The 15,532-nt window shown below is 68.2% G+C and carries 16 protein-coding genes; 4 read left to right on the plus strand and 12 right to left on the minus strand.

The window, feature by feature from the left end; all coding sequences use genetic code 11:
• Nucleotides 1-74 precede the first annotated feature (74 nt).
• Complete coding sequence (locus ACZZZF_RS09405) at nucleotides 75-1,574, plus strand: arylsulfatase (RefSeq protein WP_053098580.1); 1,500 nt, start codon at nucleotides 75-77, stop codon at nucleotides 1,572-1,574.
• A 9-nt stretch (nucleotides 1,575-1,583) separates the two neighbouring features.
• On the opposite strand, the gene nhaA is transcribed toward ACZZZF_RS09405, so the two are convergent.
• The 3 genes from nhaA to ACZZZF_RS09420 form a co-directional block, all read right to left on the minus strand.
• Nucleotides 1,584-2,864, minus strand: coding sequence for a Na+/H+ antiporter NhaA (nhaA, locus tag ACZZZF_RS09410; protein ID WP_463498072.1), 1,281 nt, complete (start codon nucleotides 2,862-2,864; stop codon nucleotides 1,584-1,586).
• A 64-nt stretch (nucleotides 2,865-2,928) separates the two neighbouring features.
• The gene (locus tag ACZZZF_RS09415) at nucleotides 2,929-3,102 is read right to left on the minus strand and encodes a hypothetical protein (RefSeq protein ID WP_171821976.1); all 174 of its coding nucleotides are present in this window, start codon (nucleotides 3,100-3,102) and stop codon (nucleotides 2,929-2,931) included.
• A 51-nt stretch (nucleotides 3,103-3,153) separates the two neighbouring features.
• Entirely contained in the window at nucleotides 3,154-3,495 is a 342-nt protein-coding gene (locus tag ACZZZF_RS09420; RefSeq protein WP_053098578.1) for an ArsR/SmtB family transcription factor, read from the minus strand.
• Nucleotides 3,496-3,578: 83 nt separating this feature from the next.
• On the opposite strand from ACZZZF_RS09420, the gene ACZZZF_RS09425 reads away from it, so the two are divergent.
• A complete protein-coding gene (locus ACZZZF_RS09425; RefSeq protein ID WP_463498074.1) occupies nucleotides 3,579-4,913 on the plus strand; it encodes an NAD(P)-binding domain-containing protein in 1,335 nt (444 codons plus the stop codon).
• Nucleotides 4,910-5,314: an arsenate reductase ArsC gene (locus tag ACZZZF_RS09430; protein ID WP_053098576.1), complete on the plus strand. Its 405-nt coding sequence runs from the start codon at nucleotides 4,910-4,912 to the stop codon at nucleotides 5,312-5,314. Before ACZZZF_RS09425 ends, ACZZZF_RS09430 begins: the two co-directional genes overlap by 4 nt.
• A gap of 173 nt (nucleotides 5,315-5,487) precedes the next feature.
• On the opposite strand, the gene ACZZZF_RS09435 is transcribed toward ACZZZF_RS09430, so the two are convergent.
• Genes ACZZZF_RS09435 through fdxA form a run of 3 tightly spaced genes read right to left on the minus strand, consistent with a single transcriptional unit; the run spans nucleotide 5,488 to nucleotide 6,975 of the window.
• On the minus strand, nucleotides 5,488-6,117 hold the full coding sequence (locus tag ACZZZF_RS09435; RefSeq protein WP_053098575.1) for a superoxide dismutase: 630 nt from the start codon (nucleotides 6,115-6,117) through the stop codon (nucleotides 5,488-5,490).
• A 10-nt stretch (nucleotides 6,118-6,127) separates the two neighbouring features.
• Complete coding sequence (locus tag ACZZZF_RS09440; RefSeq protein ID WP_053098574.1) at nucleotides 6,128-6,652, minus strand: flavin reductase family protein; 525 nt, start codon at nucleotides 6,650-6,652, stop codon at nucleotides 6,128-6,130.
• A complete protein-coding gene (gene fdxA, locus ACZZZF_RS09445; RefSeq protein ID WP_053098573.1) occupies nucleotides 6,649-6,975 on the minus strand; it encodes a ferredoxin in 327 nt (108 codons plus the stop codon). Before fdxA ends, ACZZZF_RS09440 begins: the two co-directional genes overlap by 4 nt.
• A 79-nt stretch (nucleotides 6,976-7,054) precedes the next feature.
• Between fdxA and soxR the strand changes: the two genes are divergently transcribed.
• Nucleotides 7,055-7,531: a redox-sensitive transcriptional activator SoxR gene (gene soxR / locus ACZZZF_RS09450; RefSeq protein WP_053098572.1), complete on the plus strand. Its 477-nt coding sequence runs from the start codon at nucleotides 7,055-7,057 to the stop codon at nucleotides 7,529-7,531.
• Between the two features lie 17 nt (nucleotides 7,532-7,548).
• Here the strand turns inward: soxR and ACZZZF_RS09455 are convergent, their stop codons facing one another.
• The 6 genes from ACZZZF_RS09455 to ACZZZF_RS09480 all read right to left on the minus strand — a co-directional run bounded on the left by ACZZZF_RS09455 (nucleotide 7,549) and on the right by ACZZZF_RS09480 (nucleotide 15,372).
• Complete coding sequence (locus ACZZZF_RS09455; RefSeq protein WP_463498076.1) at nucleotides 7,549-9,795, minus strand: exo-beta-d-1,3/1,6-glucosidase; 2,247 nt, start codon at nucleotides 9,793-9,795, stop codon at nucleotides 7,549-7,551.
• Nucleotides 9,795-10,919 carry an ABC transporter permease gene (locus tag ACZZZF_RS09460; protein WP_400339978.1) on the minus strand — a complete coding sequence of 375 codons (1,125 nt, stop codon included), beginning with the start codon at nucleotides 10,917-10,919 and terminating at the stop codon, nucleotides 9,795-9,797. Before ACZZZF_RS09460 ends, ACZZZF_RS09455 begins: the two co-directional genes overlap by 1 nt.
• Nucleotide 10,920: 1 nt before the next feature.
• On the minus strand, nucleotides 10,921-12,009 hold the full coding sequence (locus tag ACZZZF_RS09465) for an ABC transporter permease (protein ID WP_463498078.1): 1,089 nt from the start codon (nucleotides 12,007-12,009) through the stop codon (nucleotides 10,921-10,923).
• Entirely contained in the window at nucleotides 12,006-12,812 is an 807-nt protein-coding gene (locus ACZZZF_RS09470) for an ABC transporter ATP-binding protein (RefSeq protein WP_463498080.1), read from the minus strand. The genes ACZZZF_RS09465 and ACZZZF_RS09470 overlap by 4 nt, the downstream gene beginning before the upstream one ends.
• A complete protein-coding gene (locus ACZZZF_RS09475; RefSeq protein WP_053098568.1) occupies nucleotides 12,809-13,633 on the minus strand; it encodes an ABC transporter ATP-binding protein in 825 nt (274 codons plus the stop codon). Before ACZZZF_RS09475 ends, ACZZZF_RS09470 begins: the two co-directional genes overlap by 4 nt.
• A gap of 71 nt (nucleotides 13,634-13,704) precedes the next feature.
• Entirely contained in the window at nucleotides 13,705-15,372 is a 1,668-nt protein-coding gene (locus ACZZZF_RS09480) for an ABC transporter substrate-binding protein (RefSeq protein WP_072590603.1), read from the minus strand.
• Between the last annotated feature and the right edge of the window lie 160 nt (nucleotides 15,373-15,532).

Here is a 15,532-nt window from a genome sequence, read left to right on the forward strand (position 1 = left end):
GCATTGACCCGAGCCCCTGGTTGGCTGAGCGGCACGGGCGCCTGCCCGGCCTCACCGCCGACCGAGGAGCGACAATGTCCGACAAGCCCAACATCCTCATCATCTGGGGCGATGACATCGGCATCGCCAATCTGAGCACCTATACCGACGGCCTGATGGGCTATCGGACTCCGAACATCGACCGGATCGCCGATGAGGGCGCGAAGTTCACCGATTACTACGGCGAGCAGAGCTGCACCGCCGGGCGTGCGGCGTTCATCACCGGACAGAACCCCTATCGCACGGGTCTCACGAAGGTGGGGATGCCGGGGGCGAAGCTGGGGCTCCAGCCCGAGGATCCCACGATCGCGGATGCGCTCAAGCACCACGGCTACGCGACAGGCCAGTTCGGCAAGAACCATCTCGGCGACCGCGATGAGCACCTGCCGACGGCGCACGGCTTCGACGAGTTCTTCGGCAACCTCTATCACCTGAACGCCGAGGAGGAGCCGGAGCACCCGGACTACCCGACCGACGAGGAGTACCCCGGGTTCAGCGAGCGGTTCCGCCCGCGCGGCGTGATCCACTCGTGGGCGAACGACGACGGCACGCAGCGCATCGAAGACACCGGTCCGCTGACGAAGAAGCGCATGGAGACCGTCGACGAGGAGTTCCGCGATGCCGCGGCAGACTTCATCCGCGCCCAGGCCGACGACGACACCCCGTTCTTCGTGTGGTTCAACTCGACGCACATGCACTTCCGCACCCACACCAAGGAGGAGAGCAAGGGGCGCGCCGGACGCTGGCAGTCGGAGTATCACGACACGATGCTCGATCATGACGACGTGGTGGGCAGTCTGCTCGATCTGCTCGACGAGCTCGGCCTCGCCGAGAACACGATCGTCATGTACTCCACCGACAACGGCCCACACATGAACAGCTGGCCGGATGCCGGCATGACGCCGTTCCGCAACGAGAAGAACTCGAACTGGGAGGGTGCCTACAGGGTCCCGGCGATGGTGCGCTGGCCCGGGCACGTCCCCGCGGGCACGACGCTCAACGGCATCGTGAGCCACAACGACTGGTTCGTGACGCTGCTCGCGGCGGCCGGCGACACCGACATCGCCGAGCGTCTGAAGGCGGGCACGGATCTGCACGGCACCGACTTCAGGGTCCATCTCGACGGCAACAACCAGCTCGACTACATCACTGGAGTCGCCGAGCACAGTCCGCGACGACACTTCTTCTACGTCTCGGACGACGGCGACCTCACGGCGCTGCGCTTCGAGAACTGGAAGTTCGTCTTCCTGGAGCAGCGCGCGGTCGGAACCCTGCAGGTGTGGCAGGAGCCCTACATCGAGCTGCGGTTCCCGAAGCTCTTCAATCTGCGCACCGATCCGTTCGAGCGCGCCGACATCACCTCGAACACCTACTGGGACTGGGTGCTCGACCACATCTTCCTGTTCATCCCGGCCCAGGCGTATGTGGCGAACATGCTGCACACCCTTGCCGAGTTCCCTGCTCGCCAGGAATCGGCATCGTTCACGATCACCCAGGTGATGGCGAAGCTGCAGTCGACGGTCGGGAGCTCCTGACCGTCGCCCTCAGGCGTCGAGCGGCGATCGGCGGGCGAGCGCGTTGCGCCTCGCGAGCATCAGCCCGCCGATCACCGCGGCGATCAGGGAGCCGAGGAGCACGCCGATCTTGACGTGCTCGTCGGCGACCGAACTCGACCCGTAGGCGAGCTCGCCGACGAGCAGGGAGACGGTGAATCCGATTCCCGCGAGGAACGCCATGCCGGTGAGGTCGGGCCAGCGCAGCGATTCGTCGAGACGCAGAGCGGGCACCCGGCTGAGCAGGAACGTGGTCGCGAGGATCCCGATCGGCTTGCCCAGGACGAGGCCGACGATGATGCCGATCGCGATCGGATCGGTCAGCGCCGACGCGAGCCCCGCGAGTCCGCCGATCGTGACGCCCGCCGCGAAGAAGGCGAACACGGGCACGGCGAACAGCGTCGCCGCGACACCCCACCGGTCGGCGAAGTGCGGGGCGAGGCCGTCGTAGAGGGGCTCGCCGTCGGCATCCGTCCCTCGCGGCACCCGAGCGCGCTCGGTCGGGATGACAGGAACGACGAAACCGAGGAGGACTCCGGCGACGGTCGCGTGGATGCCGGCGGCATGGATGCAGACCCACACGGCGATCGCGAGAGGCATCAGGATCCACCACGCCCGCACGCCCTTCTGCACGAGCAGCGCGAATCCTGCGAGGGGCAGCAGCGCGAGAGTCAGCCAGGGGAAGCTGATCGAGTCGGTGTAGAAGGTCGCGATGATCGTGATGGCGATCAGGTCGTCGATGATCGCGAGTGTGAGCAGGAAGACACGGAGCGCCGGTGGGAGGAACTTCCCGACCACGGCGATCACGGCGACCGCGAACGCGATGTCCGTGGCGGTCGGGATGGCCCAGCCGCGCAGGGCGTCGCCGTCGCCCGCGTTGATCAGGGCGAAGATGATCGCCGGCACGATCACCCCGCCGACGGCTGCGGCGATCGGCAGCGCCGCCTGACGCGGATCGCGCAGTCGGCCGGTGACGAACTCCTCCTTCAGCTCGAGACCCACGACGAAGAAGAAGATCGCGAGCAGGCCGTCCGCGGCCCAGGCCCCGATGCTCAGATCGAGATGCAGCTCGGGGATGCCGAACGTGAAGTCGCGCACCGACTCGTACCACGACACGGCGGGGGTGTTGGCGAGGATCAGCGCGGCGACGGTGGCGGCGAGCAACAGCGAACCCCCGAGCACCTCGCTGCGGGCGTTGGAGCGGATGCCTCGCCACAGCTCATGGGGAGCCAGGCGGAGACGGGGACGGGTGCGGACAGGAGAAGCGGACATGACGAGACCTCACGCGAGAGAAGGGGTGAACGACGCGGAAGACCGCACCCCACAGAGGCGCGGTCTAGTCCCGTGGCGGCGGGCAGCCCGCGATCTCGCCGTGCGAGAGAGTGCCCCAGACGCTGGTCCACCCGTTCGTGCCCGGGTGGAGCACGACGCGCATCCATTCCTTCATCGGAGTCGCCGAGCGCAGCTCATGCGGAGCGCGCGCCGAACCGGCGATCGAGAGGAGGGCCATGGAATCAGCCTATCGGGATGACCGCACGCCGACCTGAGGAGCGCAGCAGGATCAGACGGCTCGCAGCGCGTCGCCGGCGGCGTCGAGAGCGCCCTCGGCGAGGGAGAAGTACGCCCACTTGCCGCGCTGCTCACGCGTGACGAGTCCGGCGTCCGCCAGCAGCTTCATGTGATGCGAGACCGTGCCCTGCGACAGACCGACCGGATCGGTGAGGTCGCAGATGCAGGCTTCGCCACCCGCGGCCGACGAGATCAGCGAGAGCAGGCGGATGCGCGTCGGGTCGCCGAGCGCCTTGAACAGGCGGGCGATCCGTTCAGCCTCGGCGAGCGGAAGAGCGGATGCCGCGCGCGGCGTGCAGCAGCCCGTCTGCTCGATCGTCACCGGAAGCGTCATACGCTCATCCTCTCACGTATTGACAATCTTCGATACGTGGGCGACGCTTCTCATATTGAAGTGTTTCGATCTGAGGAGATGTCGTGTCCGAGCTTCCCATCGTCGTCATCGGCGCGGGGCCGCAGGGTCTCGCAGCGGCGGCGCATCTCGTCGAACGCCGCGAAGACGTCGTCGTCCTCGAACGCGGGCGCGGCCCTGCCGCCGCGGTCTCCGAATGGGGCCACGTGCGCCTGTTCTCGGCGTGGCCCGAGCTGACGGATGCCGCCGCGCGTCACCTGCTTGAGCCGACCGGGTGGACCGCACCGACCGCGGGCTGTCCGACCGGGGCGGAATGGGTGAGCGACTACCTGGCGCCTCTCGCGGGCGCACTCGGTGAGCGGATCCGGTACTGCACCGCCGTCACGGGCGTCGCTCGCCAGGGTCGCGACAAGGTCGTCGAGTCCGGACGCAGGAACCAGCCGTTCGTCGTGCACACCCTCGACGCGGACGGCACCGAGTCGCGGATCCGCGCCCGGGCGGTCATCGACGCGAGCGGCACCTGGGACCTCCCCCACCCTGCGGGCGCAGACGGCTTCCCCGCCGTGGGCGAGGCCGCGGCATCCGATCTGATCTCCTATCGCATCCCCGACGACGTGTCCGAGCTCGCGGGTTCGCATGTGGTCGTCGTCGGAGCGGGACACTCCGCCACGCACGCCGTGCTGCGCCTGAGCGAACTGGCCCGCCGGTCGCCGGGCACCCGCGTCACCTGGCTGCTCCGCCGAGGGAGCGCCGCGAACGTTCTCGGGGGCGGCGCCGGAGCTCAGCTGCCCGAACGCGCAGCGCTCGGCTCTCGGGTGTCGAAGGTGATCCATGACGGTGTCGTCGAGGTGGTGACAGGATTCCGCGTCGCCGAGTTCCGACGGGACGGGAGCGGCCTGGTGATCGTCGCCGAAGACGGACGCGAGATGGCGGAGATCGCGCACGTGTTCGCGCTCACCGGATTCCGGCCGGACACCGGCATCCTGCGCGAACTCCGAATCGATCTCGACCCCGCTCTCGATGCGGTCGCCGGCATCGCCTCCGAGATCGACCCCAACATCCACTCCTGCGGTTCGGTGGGCGCGACCGGTGCCCGACAGCTCATGCAGCCGGAGGAGGGCCTCTTCATCGTCGGCGCCAAGTCCTACGGTCGAGCTCCGACCTTCCTCGCCCTCACCGGATATGAGCAGGTGCGCAGCGTCGCGGCCCACCTCGCCGGCGATCACGAGGGCGCGGCCCGCAACGAACTCACCCTGCCCGCGACCGGCGTATGCGGGGGATCAGGAGACTTCGACGACGGCGCGGGCGGATGCTGCGCCGCGCCGGCCGTGCTGCAGATCGGCAGGACGCCGTTGACGACCCTCGACGACGCACGCTCGCTTACCCTGGAGACATCATGACCACCACCAAGCCCTCCGTCCTCTTCGTGTGCGTGCACAACGCCGGACGCTCGCAGATGGCCGCAGGCTTTCTGCGCGAGGTCGCCGGCGACCGCATCGAGGTGCGCTCCGCCGGATCCATGCCCGCCGACCAGATCAACCCGATCGCGGTCGAGGCCATGAGCGAACTCGGCATCGACATCACCGCCGAGCAGCCCAAGGTGCTCACGACCGAGGCCGTACAGGCATCCGATGTCGTGATCACGATGGGATGCGGCGACGCCTGCCCGTTCTTCCCCGGCAAGCGCTACGAGGACTGGGAGCTCGACGACCCGGCCGGGCAGGGCATCGACTCCGTACGCCCGATCCGCGACGACATCCGCCGTCGCATCGAGGCGCTCGCGGGCGAACTGCTCGCCTGACGCTCGCTCAATCGGGAGGAGATCTGCGATCCGGAGGGCGGATGCCGCGGCATCCTCCTCCGGATCGCGGATCTCCTCCCGATGCGGCGCGTTGGCCGCAACGCGGCGCGCTGGCGGCAATGCGGCGCGAATCTCCTCCCGACGCGCTGGCGCCGGGAGGAGATCCGTGAGATTCAGCGGGCGACGATGAGGCCCGCGGTCTTCTCCTGTACGGCCTGGAACCGGCGCTGCACGTCGGACCAGTTGACGAGCTCCCAGAACGCCTTGACGTAGTCGGCGCGCACGTTGAGGTAGTCGAGGTAGTAGGCGTGCTCCCAGACGTCGAGCTGCAGCAGCGGCGTGACGCCGAGCGGGGCATTGCCCTGCTGGTCGAACAGCTGGAAGATGACCGGACGCGCACCGACGCTGTCCCACGCGAGCACAGCCCAGCCCGAACCCTGCACACCGAGCGCGGTGGCGGTGAAGTGCGCGCGGAAGGCGTCGATCGAGCCGAACGCGTCGGTCAGCGCGGCCTCCAGCTCACCCTCGGGGTTGCCGCCGCCGTCGGGCGACAGGTTCTCCCAGAACACCGAGTGGTTGATGTGACCGCCGAGGTTGAACGCGAGGTCCTTCTCGAGCTTGTTCACGGCGGCGAAGTCGCCGGACTCGCGGGCCGCGCCGAGCTGCTCGAGCGCCGTGTTGGCACCGGTGACGTACGCCTGGTGGTGCTTGGAGTGGTGCAGCTCCATGATCTTGCCGGAGATGTGGGGGGCGAGCGCCGAGTAGTCGTACGGCAGCTCGGGAAGGGTGTACGGAGTGGGCATGCTGTTCCTTTCAGTCGTTCTGATCGGTGGGGAGTGAGTGGAATCGGCGGTCGAGGTAGACGAGCGGTCGGCCCGCCCGCCCGAGCAGCACCTCGTCGATCTCGGCGACCACGACGGTCGATGAGCCGACCGCGACCGTCGACATCGTGTGACCGCGCATCGCGGCGCGCGCCTCGGCGAGGTACGGCTCACCGGTCGGAAGGGTGCCCCACCCCTGCTCGGGGGTGAAGCGGTCGGCGCCGCTCACCGCGAAGCTCTGCGCCAGGGCCGAGTGCTCGTCGTCGATCAGGTGCACGACGAACGACTCGGCGTTGAGGATCGAGCCCGCGCTGCCGGTGGCCCTGGTGACCGAGAACACGATCGCCGCGGGGTCGACCGCGACGGATGCGACGCTCGACGCCGTGAGACCGACGGGACCGGCAGGGGTCATCGCCGTGATGATCGCGACCCCTGCCGGATGCGCGCGGAACGCGGCCTTGAGCCCTTCACCGACCTCGGACGGAACCGGCGCGGCGGGGTGCTGCTGACTGCTCATTCGGGTGCCTCCTGGGGCGGAAGTGCGGCGATGATCGGGTGGTCGCGCTCGATGATGCCAAGCTTCGCGGCGCCACCGGGCGACCCGAGCTCATCGAAGAACTCCACGTTGGCCTTGTAGTAGTCCTGCCACTCGTCGGGCAGGTCGTCTTCGTAGTAGATCGCCTCGACGGGGCAGACGGGTTCGCACGCGCCGCAGTCGACGCATTCGTCGGGGTGGATGTACAGCGAGCGTTCGCCCTCATAGATGCAGTCAACAGGGCATTCGTCGATGCACGCACGGTCCTTGACATCGACGCAGGGCAGGGCGATCACGTAGGTCATCGGGTGGCGGTCTCCGTTCGGGTCACGGTTGCCACCGTATGACCTCAAGTACACTTGAGGTCAAATCGAGGAGGCCGCGATGAGCACCGATCCGGACCGGATTGCGCACGGACCCGACGAGCCGCTGACGATCGGCGAGATGAGCAGGCGCACCGGCGTCGCCCCGTCCGCCCTGCATTTCTACGAGAGCCTCGGTCTCATCGCGTCGACGCGCACCGCCGGCAATCAGCGCCGCTACGCCCGACACATGCTGCGCCGGGTCTCGCTCATCACCGTGGCGAAGCGCCTCGGCATCCCCCTGTCGGATGTGCAGGACGCGTTCGCCGACGTCCCGCTCACGCAGACCCCGAGCCACGCCGACTGGCAGCGGGCGTCACGCCGCTGGAAGCGCGAACTCGAGAAGCGCCGCGAGGGCATCGAGCGACTCGAACGAGAGCTGACGGGATGCATCGGCTGCGGATGCCTGTCGATGAAGGCGTGCGGTCTGCTCAACCCCGACGATGCCCTGGGAAGTCAGGGCGCGGGGCCGCAGCGCCTCCGCGACGAGGACGCCTGAGCGCCCTCGTCGCAGACTCATGCCACGGTGAACGCAGCACTCCGCAGGGCTTCTTCGCGCGAGCTCGGACCGACCAGCAGTTCGAACGCGCCGGATTCGACGCGACGGTTGCCGGCCGCATCCACGATCGAGCACTCGGCGACCGGCACCTCGAGCCGCACGCGCGCCGACTCTCCGGGCGCGACGTCGACCTGGCGGTAGGTCTTGAGCTCCTTGTCGGCCCAGCTCACGCTCGTGACGGAGTCGCGGACGTAGACCTGAACCGTCTCGCGCACCGGGCGCGAACCGGTGTTCGTCACCGTCACCTCGGCGACGATCGTGTCGGCGAGACCGAGCCGGTCGGTGTCGAGCGAGAGCTCGCCGTACGAGACCGTCGAGTACGACAGCCCCTCGCCGAACGCCCACGCGGGAGACTGCGTGAGGTCCGCGTAGCGGTCGCCGTGCTGGCCGCGGATCTGGTTGTAGTACGTCGGCTGCTGCCCGACGTGGCGCGCGAACGAGATCGGCAGGCGCCCCGACGGCTCGACCGCACCAGAGATGATCTCGGCGAGCGCGCGGCCGCCCTGCATGCCGGGGTTCGCCGCCCAGATCACGGCGGCGGCCTTCGATGCGGATGCCGGCAGCACCAGCGGCTTCGAGGCCAGGAGCACCACGACGACGGGCTTCCCCGTCGCGATGAGCGCGTCGAGCAGCGCGTTCTGTCCGCCGATCAGCTCGAGCGTCGCCGTCGAGCGGCCCTCGCCCACGAGCTCGATACGGTCGCCGACGACGGCGACCACGACATCGGACGCCTCGGCCGCAGCGACGGCCTCGGCGATCATCGTGTCGTCGGGTGCGCTCGGCACCACGACCGAGGGCCGGGGCTGCCCGTCGGGGAACTTCGTGCCCCGCGGATCGTCTTCGAGCGTGAGGATCTCGGCGCCGCGCGCGTGCGTCACCGACCATCCGTCGATACCGGCGAGACCGTCGAGCACGGTGGTGATCATCTCGCGCGGCTGTCCGTCGAGCCATCCGGCCTGACCCGATCCGCCGGCCCAGTCGCCGAGCTGCGTCTGGGCGTCGTCGGCGAGGGGCCCGACGACCGCGACCGTCAGCGGCGCGGACGCGTCGAGCGGCAGCACGCCGTCGTTCTCGAGCAGCACGATCGAACGGCGGGCCGTCTCGAGGTTGAGCTCGGCGTGGGCGGCGCTGCCGACCACGGCATCCAGATCCGCCTGCGGAAGTCGCGGGTCTTCGAACAGCCCCAGCTCGAACTTGAGCGTGAGGATGCGCGCCACGGCGTCATCGAAGGCGTCCTCCTCGAGCAGGCCGTTCGACACCGCCTCGAGAGCTCCGGCGAAGAAGCCCGGAGTGTTCATCACCATGTCGTTGCCCGCGCTCACCGCCGCGGCCGAGGCGTGCGCGTAGTCGGGCTGCACATGCTGCTCCCAGACCATGCGTCCGACGTTGTCCCAGTCGGTGATCAGCGTGCCGGTGTAGCCCCACTCGCCGCGCAGCACATCGCTGAGCAGCCAGTCGTTCACCGTGATCGGCACCCCGTCGGTGGTCTGGTAACCGAGCATGAACGTGCGGCATCCTTCACGGGCCACCCGCTCGAACGGCGGCAGGAACCACGACCGCAGCTTGCGCCGCGAGATGTCGGCCTCGCTGGCGTCGCGCCCGCCCTGCGTCTCGGAGTAGCCGGCGAAGTGCTTCGCCGTCGCGAGGATCGCGGTGGGGTCGTCGAGGCCCTCGCCCTGGTATCCGCGCACCATGGCGGAGGCGAGCTCGCCGATGAGGAACGGGTCTTCGCCGAACGTCTCGTCGATGCGGCCCCAGCGCAGGTCGCGCGCGATGCAGAGCACCGGCGAGAAGGTCCAGTGGATGCCGGTCGCCGCGACCTCGACCGCGGTGGCCCTCGCCACCTTCTCGACCAGCTCGGCGTCCCACGTGGCCGCCATGCCGAGCTGCGTCGGATAGATCGTCGCTCCCGGCCAGAAGGAGTGGCCGTGGATGCAGTCCTCGGCGACGAGCAGCGGGATGCGCAGTCGCGTCTGGGCGGTCAGCTCGTTCGCCCGGATGATGCGCTCGGGCGAGGTGTGCAGGATCGAGCCGACGTGCTTGCCCAGCACGTGATCGTCGAGGTCGTCGCGAGCGTCGAGCTGCAGCATCTGCCCGATCTTCTCCTCGACCGTCATGCGGTCGAGGAGGTCGGCGACGCGCGCGGCGATCGGCAGTTCTGGGTCGAGGTAGGGCAGGGATTCGGTCAGGGTCTGAGAGGTCATCACTCGGCGTTCTGTGTCTTCTTGTCGGTCTTCGTATGGGTCGTCGTCGCTGTCGCCGCGCTCTGCACGGTACCCGAGTCGGTCGTCGGCGCGCTGCGCACCGCCGTCACCGGATCGTTCACGTCGAGCCCCTTCTTCTTCATCGCGCGGGCACGCTCACCGGCCGACCGCAGCCTCGGGTTGACGTACTCGTCGATGCCGAAGTTGATGAGCGACAGGGCGACGCCGATGATCGCGATGCAGAGTCCTGCGGGCACGTACCACCACCACAGCCTCGGGAAGGCGCCGTTCTGCTGCGCCCAGAACAGGATGGTGCCCCAGTTGAGGTTGCTCACCGGGATCACCCCGATGAAGGCGAGGGTCGTCAGACCGAGGATGGCGGCGGTGACGGTGCCGACGAAGCTCGACGCGATCAGCGCCATGAGGTTCGGCAGCATCTCGACGGTGATGATGCGGTGCAGCGGTTCGCCGTTGGCGCGCGCCGCCTGGATGAAGTCGCGGTTGCGCAGTGACATGGTCTGCGCGCGCAGCACGCGCGCGCCCCATGCCCAGCCCGTGAGGCCCAGCACTGCGGCGATCACGATCAGCGGCGGGTTCTCGAACTGCGACGCCACGATGATGATCAGCGGGATGCCCGGGATCACCAGGAACACGTTCGTGAGCGCCGACAGCGACTCGCTCTTCCACCCGCGCACGTATCCGGCGATGACGCCGATCGTGATCGCGATGACGGTGGCGATAATCGCCGACAGGAATCCGACCACGACGACGCCGCGCGTGCCGAAGATGAGCTGGCTGAGCACGTCCTCGCCCATGTGCGTGGTGCCGAGCCAGTGGTCGAACGAGGGCGGCTGCCGCAGCGCCGTGCGGTCCTTCTGCGTGGCTCCGTAGGGGGCGAGCAGCGGCGCGAAGATCGCGATCAGCACGAACACCCCGAGGATGATCAGGCCGGCGATCGACTTGGGGTTGCGGAACATCGCGAACGATTGGGCGAGCTGCGACCAGAACGTCTTGCGGGTCGGCTGGTCGCCGTGGGCCGTGCGGAACGTGGCAGTCTCCGGCATCCCGGTGGGGATCGCGCTGCCGTCGGGCGCGGTCGTGTCGGTCGAGGTGGGAACGCTCATGTCAGGCCTCCGTCTGGCGCGTGCGCGGGTCGAGGTATGCGTAGACGATGTCCGCCAGGATGTTGGCGACCAGCACCGACAGCGTGATCACGAGGAACACGCCCTGCATGAGGGCGAAGTCCTTCGCGTTCGTGGCGTCGAGCAGCAGCTTGCCGACGCCCGGGTAGCTGAAGACCATCTCCATGACGATCGTGCCGCCGACGATGAACCCGATCGAGAGGGCGAAGCTCTGGATCTGCGGCAGCACCGCGTTGCGAGCGGCATACGCCCACAGCACCCGCCTGTTCGGCATGCCCTTGGCCTGGGCGACGGTGATGTAGTCCTCGTCGAGCACCGTGAGCATCATGTTGCGCATGCCCAGCATCCATCCGCCGAGCGAGGCGATGATGATCGTGACCGCCGGCAGGGTGCCGTGCACGATGACCTGGCCGATGAAGTCGAGGCTCCATTCGGGTGACTGCCCCTTGTCGTAGGCGTGCGACGACGGGAACCACTTGAGCGTCGACGAGAAGATCGCGATCGCGATGAGACCGAGCCAGAAGTACGGGATCGTGTTGAAGAACGTCGTGATCGGGATGAGGGCGTCGAGCCTGCTGCCGCGCTTCCAGCCGACGATCGCGCCGCCGACCGTGCCGAGCGCGAACGAGATGATCGTGGCGAGACCGACGAGGCCGAGCGTCCACGGGAGAGCGGATGCCAGCACCTCGCTCACCGGACGCAGGCCGTGCAGTGTCGAGATGCCGAGGTCGCCGCGGAACAGCATCGCCCAGTACTCGATGTACTGCTGCCACATCGACTTGTCGGTGTCGATGCCGAGCAGCGCCCGCAGCGAGTCCGCCGCCTCGGGACTGATGTTGCGGTTGCGCGCGAGGTACGAGCTGACCGCATCGCCCTTCATGAACCGCGGGAGGAAGAAGTTGATCGTGATGGCCGCCCACAGCGTGAACAGGTAGAAGCCGGCCCGACCGGCGACGAACCGCCAGGGCACGACGGCTCGCCCCTTCTGCGCGACGGTCGCGGTGGTGCCGACCTCGAGCGCGTCGCGGTCCTCCTGGTCGATCTGACCGAGATCGGGGGATGCGGTGGTCACAGTGCACCTCCGTGCGAGCCGGTCGTCGCGAAGTGCTTGTCGGGGTCGGGCGACGCCGCCCGCAGCTCGCGCGTGTAGGGGTCCTGCGGGGTGAGGATCACGTCGTCGGCGTCGCCGTACTCGACGACCCGACCCTGGTTCAGCACCATGATCTTGTCGCTGAAGTGACGGGCGGTGGCGAGATCGTGGGTGATGTAGAGCACGCCGAGGCCCTCCTCGCGCTGCAGATCGGCGAGCAGGTTCAGCACTCCGAGACGGATCGACACGTCGAGCATCGACACCGGCTCATCGGCGACGAGCAGCGACGGCCGCGAGGCGAGCGCACGGGCGATGGCGACGCGCTGACGCTGGCCGCCCGACAGCTCATGAGGGCGGCGGTCGATCACGGCATCCGCGTCGAGGCGCACGCGCTCGAGCAGTCGGCGCACCTCGGCCTCGGTGTCCTTCTTGGGGACGACGTCGTCGAGACGGATCGGGCGCTCGAGGTGATAGCGGATCGAGTGGTACGGGTTGAGCGAGGCGAACGGGTCCTGGAACACCATCCGCAGCTGCTGGCGGTACTTCCGCAGTCCCCTGCCGCGCCGCGGGATGGGTGCGCCGTCGAGCCGCACCTCGCCGGACGTGGGCGTCTCGAGCTGGGTGAGGATCTTCGCGATGGTCGACTTGCCGCTGCCCGACTGGCCGACGAGACCGATGGTCTGGCCGGAGTTCAGGGTGAAGCTGACGTCGTCGAGCGCCTGGAGCTGGCCGGCTCCGCGGACGTTGTAGATCTTGCTGACGTGGGCGAACTCGAGAGTGGTCATCGGGTCAGCACTCCTCTCGCACCGGTGAGTCGGGGGAACGACGACAGCAGGGTCTTCGTGTAGTCGTTCTGCGGGTCGGTCCAGATCTGCTCGGCGGAGGCCAGCTCGACGATCTCGCCCTCGCGCATGATGGCGATGCGGTCGCTGATCTCGAGCAGCAGCGGAAGGTCGTGGGTGATGAAGATCACCGAGAAGCCGAACTCGTGCCGCAGCTGCGAGATCTGCTTGAGGATCTCCCGCTGCACGAGCACGTCGAGCGCCGTAGTCGGCTCGTCCATGACCATCAGCTGCGGGCGCAGCGCCAGGGCCATCGCGATCATGACGCGCTGGCGCATGCCGCCGGAGAGCTCGTGCGGGAAGGACCGGGTGCGCTGACGCCCGACCTTGACGATCTCGAGCAGCTCCTCGGCCTCGGCCCTGCGCTGCCGTCGCGTCATGTCGGGACGATGGATCTCGAACACGTCCTCGAGCTGCGAGCCGATCGTCGCCACCGGATTCAGTGCGTTCATCGCACCCTGGAACACCATCGAGACCTTGTCCCAGCGGAACTTCTGCATCGCCTCGACGTCGAGCGCGTTGATGTCGACGTCGACACCGGATGCATCGTGAAAGGTCACGCTGCCGCCCGCGATCACCGCAGGGGCCCGGAGCAGACGCTGCACGCCGTAGGCGAGCGTGGTCTTGCCGCATCCGCTCTCCCCGGCGAGACCGAGGATCTCGCCTCTCTGCAGTTCGAGCGTGACGTTCTTCACCGCCTCGACGGGAGGGTCGACGTCGTACACGACCGAGAAGTCGCGCACGCTGAGCAGTGGTTCTGACATGAGGGGTCCTTCGTCGGTCGGGAGGTCGGTGGGAGGGGCGGATGCTGCTGCATCCGCCCCTCCGGGACTGCTTACTCGGCCGGCTTCAGCTTCGTGAGGATCTGCACGATGTTCTGCTGCGTCGGGTCGCCCGAGGCGTACGGGTCGTCCTCCGAGGGCCACCCGACGTAGTTGCGGGTGTTGTACTCGCCGAGCAGCGGGTGCGCGCCCAGCGGGATCGCCGGGACCTGCTCGACGAAGATCTGCTCGAGCGTGGTGATCGCCGCAGTGCGCTCCTCATCGGACGACGCGTTCGCGTAGGTGTTGAGTGCCTCGGTGGCCGCGGGGTCTTCGAAGCGTCCGAAGTTGAACCCGGCGATGCCCTCGGGCGAGATCCAGCGCGGGTCCATCGTCGACGTGTACAGGCCGTAGGCCGTGCCGCTGTCTTCCAGCCAGTGGATGATGGCCGAGAACGAGCCGTCGTCGCGGGGGCCCGCCCAGCCGCCCCAGTCGGGCATGTCGATCTTGACCTCGGCGCCGATGGCCTCGGTGACGTCTTCGGCGATGAGCTCCTGCGCGGTGTTCCAGTCGCTCCAGCCGGAGGGCACCGAGAGCGTGAACGAGACGGGCGTGCCGTCGGGGTCGATCAGCGCGTCGTCCTTCCACGTGTATCCGGCGCTCTCGAGCAGGTCGCGCGCCTTCTCGGCGTCGACCGAGTACTCCTCGCCCTGGAACTCGGGCTGGATCTCGTCCTCGAGGATCGACGACAGACCGGTCACCGACCAGACCGGCTCGCTCGCGCCCTCACGGGCGATGTCGACGTACGCGTCGCGGTCGATGACCCAGGCGAGCGCCTGGCGGAACGCCACATCGTCGAACGGCTTCTGCTGCAGGTTCATGAACAGCGTCGCCGAACCCGTGGTCGGCGCGACGAAGAACTTGTTGTGCTCGGGGTCGGCGTCGAGGAACTGCTCCTGGATCTGCGGGATGAACGCCTGCGCCCAGTCGGCCTCGCCCTGCGCGAGAGCCGTCGTCAGAGCGGTGTTGTCGCCGTACGAGACGTAGTGCAGCTCGGGAACCGCGAGATCGCCGCCCCAGTAGTCGTCGCGGGCCTCGAGCGTGACCGACTCGGTCGACCAGTTCGACAGGGCGTAGGGGCCGGTGCCGACCAGGTCGTCGCCCTTGACGGGGTCGGTGGCCGGCTCGTCGAGGTTCTCCCAGATGTGCTTCGGCACGATCGGCACGTGCAGGACGCGCGCCTGGTTCACGTACTTCGATTCGCCGAAGTTCAGGGTGACGGCGTCGCCCTCGACGGTCGCCCCCTCGAACTTGAGGCCGGCGGTGTCGAGCTCGGGGGTCGACACGAGCTCATAGGTGAAGACGATGTCGTCGGCGGTGAACGGCTCGCCGTCGCTCCAGGTGACGTCCTTGCGGGGCACGACGGTGAGGGCCGTGTAGTCGTCGTTCCACTCGATGCTCTCGGCGAGCCAGGGGGTGACCTCGCGGTCGCCGGTCTGGTTGACGAGACCGAGGGTCTCGAAGATGACCTTGCCGTAGCCGTACTTCGACGCCGACGAGTCGCCGACGTAGGGGTTGTTCGACTCGGTGGTGATCGCACCGTCGGGCTTGGCGATCGTCAGTGCTGCGCCGCCGGATCCGGCGTCACCGTCGTTCGATCCGCCGGCTGCGCAGCCGGCGAGGGCCGAGACGCCGAGGGCGGAGATCGCCGCGACGGCGATCATGGACTTTCTGAGCTTCATTGCTTCTCCTTGGGCACGGGTCGTTGTGCTGTGTGGCTGTCGGTGCCCGGGCATCCGACTGCATTCGCTTACTGGCGAGAAAGTAAGCTGGTGCGAGGTTACTCGTTGGTAAGTAGAGTTGGCAAGTACGATCCAGTGCAGGATTCCGTGCAGAAGAGGA

This window comes from Microbacterium sp. AC215 (genome assembly GCF_979258645.1).